This is a genomic window from Streptomyces sp. NPDC005423 (assembly GCF_040606415.1).
Taxonomy (GTDB): Bacteria; Actinomycetota; Actinomycetes; order Streptomycetales; family Streptomycetaceae; genus Streptomyces.
Genome location: NZ_JBEXET010000061.1, coordinates 1 through 11,907, shown reverse-complemented (window position 1 = coordinate 11,907; position 11,907 = coordinate 1). Strand labels below are relative to the sequence as shown.

The following is an 11,907-nucleotide window of genomic DNA, read 5'->3' as shown; positions in this document are numbered from 1 at the left end:
GGAGGGAGCCGATGGCGTCCGGTGAGGGGAAACACGTCAGGGCGGGAAGTTCGTCGCTGCTCGCGGAGTTCAATCGGCTCGGATCGCTGTCGTCCGCGCACAGGCGGGGCTATCAGCTGGAGGTGCTGCTGGAGGAGTTGTTCCGGCGGGCGCACTTCCGGGTTGACCGCAACGCGTCGATCGCGAAACCGCGGCAGACGGACCTGGTGGCCCGCTACGGGGACACCTGGTACTTGATCGAGGCCAAGTGGCACAACGGGCCGGCCGACGCCGACGTTTTCGATTCTGTCCGGTCACGGCTGGATCGGGCCGCCTCCTCTTCTGTCCTCGGCGTCATCATCAGCGTGAACGGCTTCACCGAATCGGCGGTGGAGGATCTGCGAGTGCGACGGGACCGGGGGCCGATCCTGCTGTTCGGCGAAGAGGAGCTGACCCAGGTCCTGCGCACACCAAGGTCGCTGGTCAACCTCCTGCAGGTGAAGCGGGAGGAACTGATCACCCACGGCCGCGTGCACCTCGCCGCTGCCCCGAAACCCCGGCGTCGGCGCCGTCCGGCCACGGACCTGCCAGGTGCCGAGGCGCGGCTGCTCGGCGCTGACCTGGAACCGCTGCCGTACGTCACGTCCGGGGGCGGCTTCGGGGAGTTCGTCCTCGTGCAGGAGCTGCCCGACGTGGACTGGGCGTTCGGCAGCGGCAGCGGCGTCTCCCTCGACGCGCAAGTCAGCGTGTTCAACGAGGACGGCATTGTGGAGCTGCTGTGCGGGCTGGACTCGATGGGGTGGATCAGCGGTGAGCCGCGATGGAACATCCAGCAGTCCGGCGCGAACTGGCACGGCGCTGGCGCCCGCGAGTTCGTTGAAGCGCTGCGTGCCTGGAAGAAGCGCGAAGAGAGCTTGGAGAAGGCGCACCACACCGAACAGATCGTCTACTTCGACACATGCCAGGGCGGAGGCTTCTACACCCTCACCGCCAACATCGCCAGCCACCGCTTCCGGTCGGTCTACCAATGCCATCTGTCGTTCCAGCTGCCCGGAATCCCCGTGGACCTCCAGCCGATCCGGCACTTGTTCGAGCAGTTCGACGCCGCTGAGTTCAGCTACTTCCGTCCGCTGACCAGCCCGGCCATCATCCGGCATCGCCTGGTTCAGAGGGTTCCGCTGGAGGTCGTCGGTTACCTCGTTTCGCACAGCGACGTGTTCTGGGACGAGGCGGAATCCGGCGGTGCACCTCCTGAGTGGGTCACCGGTCTGGTGGTGAGAAATCCAAACCGCCGCCAGAACGGTATGCCGGCCCCGGAGGAATGGCCGGGCAGGGTCGAAGAAAGCGAGCTGCTCGTCTGTGCGCTGCGGTCGCATCACCAGCTCGATGAGCCCAAGGAGGCGTACCACCTGTACTCGTGGGAGTATGCGCGTACCTCTGACGCCGTGGTCCTGCGGGCCGTGGCCGACTGGTAGCGGAGCGGGGCGCGCAGCGGCACCGTCTCATTGCGCTGCTGGTGCCTATGCTTTCCGTGGCTTGCGCCGTTTGCCCCAGCTGCCTTGCGGCCGGTTCCGGTCCTGGGTCAGCATCGCCGCCTCGAACTGGGCTTTGCTGGTCACTGCTCGTGGTTCAGGCACAAGCGTGGTCGCCGTCGATCGCCACGGGACGGCCGAAGCCCAGCCGACCAGGGGCATGGTCTCGTTGTAGTGCGGGGCGAACTGCGCGACGGTGATGGTGGGCATCTGGTAGTTCAGGCTGCGGACGTGGTCGAGGAACGTCTGGCGCAGCGAGACGTGGTGGGTTTCCAGGTAGTGCGGGAAGTCCTGGCGCCACAACCAGGTGCCGTCGGTTACCAGGGACGAGCATCCCGGAGAGCGCGGGTGGGTGCTGCCGGTGATGACGTCGTGTCCGGCTTCCATGACGTCGAGCAGGACGTGCCCGGCGTCCAGGTAGGACACCAGGTCCGCCTCGTCCGGCTCGCCGACGGGCCGGACGGCGTCGCGGATCGATCCGTTCGGCTGGCCGGAGCTGGTGTCGAGTTCGTCGTAGAAGCCCAGCAATCCCAGCACTGCGTCTCCTTCGACGAGCCGTTCCGCCCTGCTGGCACTGGCAGGTGCGGCCACCGTTGATCATCGGTGTGCGAAGACAAACGATCACGCGGTAGCCGCAGGTCACAGCGTAGACGCTGCCCGCTGGCAGGAAGCGTTCGAGAGCCTGATGGACCGCATCGCAGGCCGGTTTGCCCGGGTCGAACCCCGACGGCGAATACGGCACCTGGTCCTGGGACTACTCGCGGACCTGCCGATCATGTTTCGGCCTGTGGATAACCCGAATTTCGCGGTGGTCGGCCCGACCACTAGAACCAGACCATCGCCCCGACCAAGGTCCGGCTGTGACGCGTCCAGCCCCGACCACGGCTGGTCAGCGTGCCCGGCGCGTGCTCGCTTTCGCCCATGTCGCTGCTTGAGCCGCTGTAGAGGGGGTCCTGACCTGCTGTACTGACGGTGTATTGCTTCCCGACCTAACAGACTGTTACCTTCCCTTCAGCTGGCGATAGTTCGCCGGGAACGCCCAAGGCGCCGCCGTGTGAATCCTGTTCACGCGGCGACGAGAACCGCACGGCCCTGCCGTGGCTGCCGAACTCTGGGTCCGGGCCCGAGCGCGCTCCGGCCAACCGGCCCGAGACCCGGGACCGCGAGGTTGGGAACGTCCGGGGCACCGTTGCTCGTGCGTTGATCGCACGCCCTCACCGGCGTGCTCGACCCGCACGCCCCGACCCGCGGAAGACAACGGTGAACCAGACCCTCATGACCGACCTCACGGTCAACGACACCATCTCCGAAGACGCCGAACTGCGCCTCCGCGCCGAGCAGATCAAACCCCTCTCGTGGGCGCAGCACAAGGCTCTGCGCGAGGCCCTGATCAGTGCCGGCCTCCCCCCGGAGTCGGCCTCCACCATTCCGCTGACCATCGCGAACCCCCAGCACATGCTGGACCAGCTCAAGCGGCGCCGCTTCGAGTTGCTGGCCCCCGGCGTGATCGCCCAGTCGGTCAATACCGACATCCTGGTGGCAGGTCTCGTGCGGGCTCCGGAGAACCTGCGCATGGACGAACAACGCTGGTCCGGCGGATTCAAGATGCCCCGCTACACCACGTACGCCGAGAACGGCACCGCCGCGTGCATGCTCGATCTGACCGATCCGCATCTGGGACTGGACAAGGAGAAGGGCACCGCGTTCTTTTTCGACCAGATCAAGCTGATCGACGCTGAGATCGAGCTGAGGAACAAGTACGGCGCGGACATTTGCGCGCACGGCATCCGGATCGGCGGCACTCTCTTTCCCTTCCTCCTGCGCTTCCCCGGCCGCGTCCCGATCGGCGGCCTGGAGACTGGCGACTGCTACGGCCGTACCTACTTCATCCAGGAGAAGGAGGGTATGACCGCCTCCAAGGTCCTCGCCGCGCTGGAGAAGGTGCCCACCAACGCCACCGAGCTGCGCGAGCACCCCCTCCAGAAGCACCGCGCCAACCTCCTCGGCATCGCCGGAAAGATCACCGCCCCCGAGCCCGGGCCGATCACCGAACGCGAACGCCTCATGCTTGTCCGCGCGGTCATGCCCTCCACCAGGATCGTCCTTAACGTCAAGGACGTCTCCCTCGCCGAGGCCAGGCGCCGCATCGTCGCCCAGCACCACATCGAGCAGCCCACCCCCTTCAGCTCTGACACCGCCTGGCAGATCCGCGCTGCGGCCGTACTCGACAGCCTCCAGGCCAAGGGCTTCCTGAAGACCCACCCCGGCACCAGTGCCGCCGAGACCCGCCGCTGGTTCGACAACCCGACCGAGATCCCCACCCACATCGCATACCGCGACGACATCGCCGCTCTCGTCGCCGCAACCCTCCTGCTGGACACGGACACCGCGGGCGACCGACACATCACCGCCGCGCTGCGCACCCGCGGCGTGGTCGGCCGCGACCGCACCAGAGCCCGCAGTTTCCTCACCGCCGCCGTCATCGCCCGCGCCGTCCCCGGGCAGGCCGGCCGCCAGTCCGCCCTCGAGCGCGCCCTGAACGGCAAGGGCCTGCGCAGCATGGGAGTCGACATCAGGCCCATCGAAGAGATCCTCACCGACGCCCGCGCCGAGCTTGCCGCAGCCAGGCTCCAGCGCGCGAGGGGCAACACGGACATCCCGCCGATGGGACCCGCCACCCAGCAGATCGCGCTGCGCGGCGCGTTCTACCTCACCTGCGGCACCGGTGACACCGTCCTGCTGGAGCGCAGCGCGCTCAACGCCCAGAAGGGCGAAGCCCAGGAGCCCGGCCAGCTGCTGGCCTTCCTCGCCGCCACCACCCAGGGCCTGGAGCAACTCGCCCAGGCCATCTTCGACGGGCGCCGCAGCTACCCGGTGCGCCGCCTGGAGAAGGACCAGTGCGCCGCTGACCTGACCACACCCCCGACGGACGACAAGACGATGACCGCTCCGAACCTGCGGACGCTCGCGCTCGCCTCCGACGACGCGGTCGAGGACCAGTCCGCATCCGCGATGCTCGCCGAGGACGGCGACGAGCTGCGCCGCATGGTGGCTGACGTCACCACTCTCCTGGGAATCATGGAGGGGCGCAGCGACGACGACAAGATTCCCACCATCGTCCAGCAGCGCGGCTGGAAGGACCCGCGTGGCACGATCGCCCCCGACCTGGAGAACGCGGCCAAGCTCGTGCGCAACTGGGAGATGCGCCACGAGATCATTGGGCAAAGCTTCAGCGGCAACCTCGAGTACGGCGAAGGCGACACCGTGGGGGCGGACCTGTGAGCAGCCTGATCGCCCGCCAGCCTGTGGAACTCACTTCAGACATCGCGGACCACCTGGATGCGCTGATGCGCCTCGATTCCGCCAGTGGCGGCGTCGTGCGAGGCGTCGCCATCCCGCTCATCGTGCCGACCACCGAGGTGACCAGCAATGGCTACTGGTCGAACGTCCGCACCGGCATCTACCTCCCCTGCACCGCCGCACGGACGGTTCGGTACGTCGGCAGCGTCCACCGTACGGGCCCCGCGATCGCCGCTCGGCTGCGCGAGCACTTCACGGAGCACCCCGAGCGGGAAGCCACCTGGACGCACCTGGCGCTGATCACTCTTCCGACCACGGTCACCCTCGCAGCTCTGCGCCGCTGCGAGGGCCGCGCGGGGCGGGCCCTCGACCCGCTGGACAACACCAGGCTGCCAGCCGTCCCCGGACGGCCGGCGTGGATCCCGCGCCCCAGGGCGGCCTGACCTGCTTGCTCCGATGAGTCTCCTTGATGATGCGGCCGAGCGTGACGGCTGGCGGTGCTGGGTGTGCGATGAACCGGTCGACCCCGACAAGTCGGTGAACGACCTGCAGGGGGCGAGCGTTGACAGCCGGACCGCGAGGCCAAGGTCGCAGAGCGGCTCGCGCACCGTGGGTGCAACAGCCGTAATTGCGCGGTCAAGGTGGTCATCGCCTGGCCGGACCGCCTGTACGTGGTCGACCCCGCGCCGCTGATCACCGTTGCCGCGAGGCTGGAGCGCAAGGGGGGCCGCGAGATGGTGGGCCGTTGTCCGACCAGGCGGGACGCCCAAGAAGCGGCGGATTGGCTGGTGGACCGGTTCTCCCGACTGGTACCGGGGCTGCCGGTGACCGCCGACATCGAGGCGGGCGGCGGCCAGTTCCTCGTCATCCTGGCCACCGGCCGCCGCTGACCAAACCCTGTCCATAATTTCGGCTCGCCGGCCACCCCGGCAGCAGAGCAGGATCAGGCACGGGGAGGCCAGCATCGGCTCCGGCAGCGTCCACGTCACGCACCATGCCTTCCACCCAGACCATCGGCCACCCGGGTGACTGCCACGGCCGGACCGATGCAGCCGCGTCGAAGACGAGCCGAGCAACTCAGCGGACCGGCCCAAACGCCCTCCGAGGGCATGGCTCGGCCGGTACGCTCCCGCTCTTGGGGAAAGTGGGGGAGAAGTTGCATCTGGGGAAAGTCACGGCCAAGGGCTTCAAGTCGCTGCTGGACATGGACGTTCCGCTGCGTCAGGGCGTCACGGTCGTCGTGGGGGAGAACAACGCCGGTAAGTCGAACTTCATCGACGCGCTGCGACTGCTGACCGATCCGCTCGACGGGCGGCGCAACCGCTGGTGGGAACCGGACGACGTCCATCCCTGGGCGGACGGCGGCGCCCAGCTGACCGCGGTCTACACGGGGCTGGAGGACGTCGAGGCAGCCACGCATCTGCAGGCACTCGTTCCCGCGAGCGAGGAGCCGGACCTGCAGAAAGGACACCATGCCCGCTATTCGGTCGCCTTCGCCCGCCCGGCCGAAGACGAACGCGCTCCCCGCCCGGTCTGGTCGGCGGGACGGCTGCTGGACGACCCGGAGCCCGAGGCACGCCGCACAGTTCGCCACGTGTATCTGCCGCCGATGCGCAACGCCCAGCAGGAGCTCGCCTCCAGCTCCGGCAACCGGTTGAGGCTGATCCTCGCCGCCGAACTCGGAGGCGAGGAAGCGATCAAGGCGTTCGAGCAGGAGCAGGCCAAGCACTTCCGTGACCTGGAGCAACACGACAAGATTAAGGCTGTCCGCGGCCGGATCAACGATCCGCTGAACTTGCTCACCGCCGGCGCGCACCCCCAGCACATGGGGCTGTCGTTCGCCGATCCGACCCTGGTATCCATCGCACGGGCGCTGCGGACCCGTATGAGCGACGAGGGCCTGGACGTCGAGGACATTGCCCGCTCCGGTCTGGGCTACGCCAACCTCCTCTACATCGCCACCGTCCTGGCCGAACTCGAAGCGGCACGCGGGGCCGACCTGACGCTGTTCCTGGTCGAGGAGCCCGAGGCGCATCTGCACCCCCAGCTGCAGAACCTGCTGCTGGAACACCTCAAGAGCCGGGCGCTGCAGTCGCAGACGTCCGAGCCGGAGACCGAGGGCGCGCCGCTGGGTCGAATCCAGGTGGTCATCACCACTCACTCGCCGGTGCTGGCCGCTGCCACCACCGTGAAGGACCTGGTGGTTTTGAAACGCCGCCGGACCCCGGCCCAGGCGGTTGAGGCGATCCAGGACGCCGTGGCGGACATGGCCGCACCCGAGCCGCAGACTGCCGTTTCGCAGGCACCGCCGCAGCCGCCCGAGACTGCCTTCGCCTTCACCACCGCAGCCGTGCCCGTCGCGGCCATCCCCTTCACTCGGCACGAGCCCGCCAAACTCGACCGCTACCTGGACATCACCAAGAGCGCCATGCTCTTCGGCGCCCGCGTGATCCTCGTCGAGGGACTGGCCGAAGCACTGCTGATGCCGGCCTTCGCCCGTCTGGTCCTGAATGCCATCCCGGACGAGCGGGCGCGCACCCGAGCCAAGGCGGTCTTCAGAGGCAGTTGCATCGTGGCCGTCGACGGTGTCGACTTCACCCCCTACCTGCGGGCCCTGCTCGCCGACGTGGGCGGGGTACGCATCGCCGACCGGGTGGTCGTCATCACCGACCAGGACCCCACGAAGAAGACGGCAGAGCCGGACGCCGAGGAGACCGAACCGCCCCTCCCTGACACCGCCACGACGGACACTGCCGCCGAGGTCCTGGCCGAGACCGAGGCGTCCGGCTTCAACCGTGCTGTCTTCCTGACCAAGCACCTGCAGGACTGGGATGTGCCCGTGGAGTGCTTCCGCATCGCCGAGAGCAGACCCACCCTCGAACCCGAACTGATGCGGCCCGAGAACCGGGCACTGCTCAAGGACGTCTTCCTCGACCTGCGCCCCAAGTCGGCACACCGCTGGAAAACGGTCGACGACGCCACCACGCCCGACGAGCAAGCGGCTGCCTTCGGCACCCTGTTCACCGTCGGCACCAACAAACTCCCCAAGGGCGACTACGCCTACCGCCTCGCGGAGCGCCTGGCCACCCAACCCGACAGCTTCCGTGTGCCCGAGCACCTGGCCGCCGCGATCCGGTGGATCGCGGGCGTGGACGGTGGCCGCCGGTGAACCTGATCGACACGCGCCGCGCGCAGGCCGAGCAGCGCCAGCAGCAGGCCGTCCACGCCCCGGCACCGCTGTTCCTCCGCGCCTGCCCCGGTGCCGGCAAGACCCGCGTCCTCGTCGACCGGCACTGCCTGACCCCGCCCGGGCCCCGGCGGGCCGGCAGAGCCCTGCTCTCCTTCACCAACGTCGCGTCCGACGAGCTCCGCGACCGCTGCTCCGGCAACCGGCCCGACCTGACGGCCTTCCCGCACTTCATCGGCACCTTCGACAGTTTCCTGTGGCGCTACTTAGTACGCCCCTTCCTGCCTGCGGCCCCACCCTGGCAACACGTCCTGTCCTGGGACCAGGTACCGGCCGCCGTCGTCGGACCACGCAAGGTACCGCTGTCGTCTTTCCGCTTCAGCTACGACCCCGCCACCCGGCAGACCGGGGTGCAGTGGCCCGCCGCTGTCAGGTCTCTGGTGAACTCACAACTGTCCGAGACGGACTACCTCCGGCTCGCCCAGCGGCGGCGGGACGACCTGTGGCAGCGCCGTGGCTACATGACTGGCCACGAGGTCCGCGTCGCAGCCCTCGACCACGTCAGGAACCCCACCGTCACCCACCTGCTCCGCCACCGCTTCTTCGAGATCGTCATCGACGAGGCGCAGGACTGCTCCGAACTCGACCTCACCATCCTCGGACAGCTGCATCGGGCAGGCCTGCCCCTGGTCGTCGTCGCCGACACCGACCAGGGCATCTACGAATGGAACGACGCACGGCCGCAGGACCTGGACTCCTTCACCCGCTACCTGCCCACCCACCTGGAACTGAACGGCAACTGGCGCAGCAGCCCACCGGTGTGCCAGCTGGCAGCCACCCTGCGCCCCACCGCCCGCAGCATCCCCGACGACCCGGTAGGCGACCACCACGCCGCGGCCGTCCCCTTGCTCCTCCTGCCCTACGGCCACCATGGAAGGAAGACCTCAGGCCTGCTCGACGCCAGTGACGCCGGCGAGGCATTCGTCGGCTATGCCGCGCGCGAGGACATCACTTCAGCCGACTGCCTGGCCCTGGCCTACCGCAACGACGCCGTGCCCAAGGCGCGTTCACGCCCCGCACCGAACCACCCCAAGGGCACCGATGCCAGGGCACTGGCATGGGCCGCGGCCGTCTTCACGGCCGCTGAGGCCCCTGCGGCCGCACGCAAGCATGCGCTGGCCATCGCCAGCACACTGCTCGACGACTACTGGCACCCTGACACCAAGGAGACCCTTGCCGACAGCCTGGTCGCCCACGGCATCTCCCCGGCCGTCATGCGCCGCCGGGCGGGGAAGTTCCTGACCGCGCTGCCCCCGGTCGACGCGACGCCGGCCCGCGACTGGCGCAGCACCGCTCGCGCGGTCCTCGCAGGCCAGCTCCCGCCCTCGAAACGCCAGCTGGCGACACCCAAGATCTTGTCGCTGGCAACTAAGGAACTGCACCAGCCCATTGGATCACTGATCGGCCTGCCCCAGACCGACAGCGAGAGCACGCCCGCCGCGGCCATGCGCAGCTCCACCATTCACCAGGCCAAGGGCAGCGAAGCCGACGCGGTCCTCGTCCACCTGCCCAAGCCCCAGAGCGTCACCGAACTGCTCCAGGCATGGTCCGACCCGCTTTCCCACACCGAGAACGACGAACTGCTGAGGACCTACTACGTCGCCATCACCCGGGCACGCCGCCTCGTGGCGCTGGCCTATCCCTTCTCCAAGCACCGGGAAGTCATGACCCACCTGGAGGCGATGAAGATCGATTACCAGGCGGAGACCACGCACCACCTCAAATGACTTCGCTGCTCCATCCTTGAGCCAAGTACACGAGAAGAAGCGCAGTTGTTCCGATCCTCGCTGCTCACTCGAACGGATGAGGATCTCTCGTGTCCTGCTCTACGCCCATTCCATCCCCAGTTCCCGCAGCGCCTCCTGTCCAGGAGCGGTGTTCCTGATCAGTGCCTGGTGGTGGCACCTGGGCTTATCAGTTTGCTGTGCGGGGTGCGGTCGGGTTGCGCGGTCTTTTGTCCGGGCGCGGGTGTGGGGACGCGTGAGGTCTGGTCTGCGGTGATCCCAGTTGGAGGGCTGGGTGATCAAGTCATGTCACTTGTAGTGACCGGTGCTCAGGTTCGGTGATTGCTGGTATGGGTGCGGGTGCCTGCAGGCACCGCAACCGCCGCCGCGATGCCGCGCCTCGAACAGCCTGCGGCGGCGGCCGGGCTCGGCCGCCGCCCGGCTGGATCGCGAAGCCCACCAGACCGCGGGACTGACCAGCCCGGTCACGGGGGCCGTAGTTATGGCAGGGGCGGCAGGACCTCGTAGCGGAAAGACACGGTCGCATCGAACCCGGTTGCGCCGAAGCGGTGATATTCGCCGTCGCTGGTCAGCATCACCAGGGCATCCGCCCGCGTGTGGACGTCTTGCTTGCGAACTTCCCAGGTGATTTCCACGTCGGCGCCCTCATGGCTGGAGTAGCGGCGGCCCTCCGGTGTCTGCAAGAACCAGGTCAAGGTGCGGTTCTCAGGGTCGACCGCTCGGCAGGTTGAACCTTCCCCTTGATCGTGGACACCTGGAGACTGGGACCTGAGGTTCCAGAGGAAGTAGCACCAGGTGGGAAACAAGTACACGAAGCGGTACACCGAAGAGTTCAAGCGGGACGCGATCGCGCTCGTCGACTCCTCGGGCAAAACGGTCACGGCGGTCGCCCGGGAACTCGGCATCAGCTCCGAGTCCCTGCGCGGCTGGTACCGCCGGGCCAAGGCAGACCAGAGCGAGGGGCAGCCGGGCGAGCTGACCAGCGCCGAGCGCGAGGAACTGCGGCGGTTGCGCAAGGAGAACCGCGAACAGCAGCAGACCATCGAGATCCTGAAAAAAGCGACCGCCTTCTTCGCGAAGGAAAGCGACCGGTGAACGCGTTGTACCGGTTGATCCATGCGGAGAAGGCGAACTATCCGATCGTTCTGCTGTGCCGTGTACTGCACGTGGCCCGCTCCTCCTACTACGCCTGGCGCGAGAGCGAGGCCGCCCGCCGGGCCCGCCAAGCGGCCGACGACGCACTCGCGCACGAGATCACCGTGCTGCACATCGCCTCCCGCCACACCTACGGTGTCCCGCGAATCCATGCCGAACTGCGGCGCCGGGGGCGACAGGTGAACCGCAAGCGCATCGCCCGCCTGATGCGCGAGCGCGACATCCGCGGCGTCACCCGCCGCAAGAGACGCTCGCTGACCAGGCCGGACACGAAGGCGAAGCCGGCCCCGGACCTGATCGGCCGCGACTTCCATGCCGAGCGCCCCGGCATCAAGCTGGTCGGCGACATCACCTGCCTGCCCACCGCCGAGGGCTGGCTCTACCTCGCCTGCTGGCTCGACCTGGCCACGCGCGAGGTCGTCGGCTACGCCATGGCCGACCACCATCGCGCCGAACTCGTCACCGACGCCCTCGACATGGCTCACGGCCGGGCGCATTTGGAGCCCGGTTGTGTCATACACAGCGATCGCGGCAGCGAGTACACATCCGCCCAATTCCGCGACCAGATACGAGCGTTGGGGCTGCGCCAGAGCTGCGGACGCACCGGATCATGCTTCGACAATGCCGCCGCGGAGAGCTTCTGGGCTCTGCTCAAGGAGGAGATCGGAACCCGGACCTGGCCCGACCGGGCCACCGCCCGCGCCGAGGTCTTCACCTTCATCGAGACCTTCTATAACCGCCGCCTGCGCAAACACAGGACCTTCGGCTATCTCACCCCGGTCGAGACCAGGCAGCGCCACCAACACACTCTCGCGGCATAACCAACGAGTGTCCAAGAGCACGGGGAAACTTCAAACAGCGCCTGGCCCCAGAAGCCGATACAGCGGACTCACTCTCTACCAGACCCTCGACGGCATCCAGGTCCTGCTGAATTGCTGGACGTGGACTT

At 68.0% G+C, this 11,907-nt stretch carries 9 protein-coding genes and 2 pseudogenes; 9 read left to right on the top strand and 2 right to left on the bottom strand.

All coding sequences use genetic code 11. From position 1 onward, the window contains the following. Positions 1–11: 11 nt before the first annotated feature. Positions 12–1,454: a restriction endonuclease gene (locus ABZT12_RS35890; RefSeq protein ID WP_356392935.1), complete on the top strand. Its 1,443-nt coding sequence runs from the start codon at positions 12–14 to the stop codon at positions 1,452–1,454. Between the two features lie 45 nt (positions 1,455–1,499). Here ABZT12_RS35890 and ABZT12_RS35885 read toward each other — a convergent pair whose 3' ends face one another. Beyond that, positions 1,500–2,048: a hypothetical protein gene (locus ABZT12_RS35885; RefSeq protein WP_356392933.1), complete on the bottom strand. Its 549-nt coding sequence runs from the start codon at positions 2,046–2,048 to the stop codon at positions 1,500–1,502. A gap of 37 nt (positions 2,049–2,085) precedes the next feature. Between ABZT12_RS35885 and ABZT12_RS35880 the strand changes: the two are divergent. From ABZT12_RS35880 to ABZT12_RS35855, 6 genes and pseudogenes are all read left to right on the top strand, one after another. Next, positions 2,086–2,283, top strand: a pseudogene (locus tag ABZT12_RS35880) (IS701 family transposase); the annotation flags it as partial. Positions 2,284–2,771: 488 nt separating this feature from the next. Further along, entirely contained in the window at positions 2,772–4,793 is a 2,022-nt protein-coding gene (locus ABZT12_RS35875; RefSeq protein WP_356392930.1) for a hypothetical protein, read from the top strand. Continuing rightward, the gene (locus ABZT12_RS35870; RefSeq protein WP_356392927.1) at positions 4,790–5,254 is read left to right on the top strand and encodes a hypothetical protein; all 465 of its coding nucleotides are present in this window, start codon (positions 4,790–4,792) and stop codon (positions 5,252–5,254) included. Before ABZT12_RS35875 ends, ABZT12_RS35870 begins: the two co-directional genes overlap by 4 nt. Before the next feature lie 13 nt (positions 5,255–5,267). Further along, positions 5,268–5,701, top strand: a pseudogene (locus tag ABZT12_RS35865) (hypothetical protein). 254 nt (positions 5,702–5,955) lie between these two features. Then, a complete protein-coding gene (locus tag ABZT12_RS35860; RefSeq protein WP_356393023.1) occupies positions 5,956–7,980 on the top strand; it encodes an AAA family ATPase in 2,025 nt (674 codons plus the stop codon). Continuing rightward, on the top strand, positions 7,977–9,785 hold the full coding sequence (locus ABZT12_RS35855) for a UvrD-helicase domain-containing protein (RefSeq protein ID WP_356392925.1): 1,809 nt from the start codon (positions 7,977–7,979) through the stop codon (positions 9,783–9,785). Before ABZT12_RS35860 ends, ABZT12_RS35855 begins: the two co-directional genes overlap by 4 nt. 497 nt (positions 9,786–10,282) lie before the next feature. Here the strand turns inward: ABZT12_RS35855 and ABZT12_RS35850 are convergent, their stop codons facing one another. Continuing rightward, positions 10,283–10,498: a hypothetical protein gene (locus ABZT12_RS35850; RefSeq protein ID WP_356392922.1), complete on the bottom strand. Its 216-nt coding sequence runs from the start codon at positions 10,496–10,498 to the stop codon at positions 10,283–10,285. 100 nt (positions 10,499–10,598) lie between these two features. Here ABZT12_RS35850 and ABZT12_RS35845 point away from each other — a divergent pair, with 100 nt between their 5' ends. Both ABZT12_RS35845 and ABZT12_RS35840 read left to right on the top strand, forming a co-directional pair. Then, positions 10,599–10,898: a transposase gene (locus tag ABZT12_RS35845; protein WP_319689939.1), complete on the top strand. Its 300-nt coding sequence runs from the start codon at positions 10,599–10,601 to the stop codon at positions 10,896–10,898. Next, positions 10,895–11,779, top strand: a complete 885-nt coding sequence (locus ABZT12_RS35840) for an IS3 family transposase (RefSeq protein ID WP_356392919.1) — start codon at positions 10,895–10,897, stop codon at positions 11,777–11,779. The genes ABZT12_RS35845 and ABZT12_RS35840 overlap by 4 nt, the downstream gene beginning before the upstream one ends. Positions 11,780–11,907: the final 128 nt, after the last annotated feature.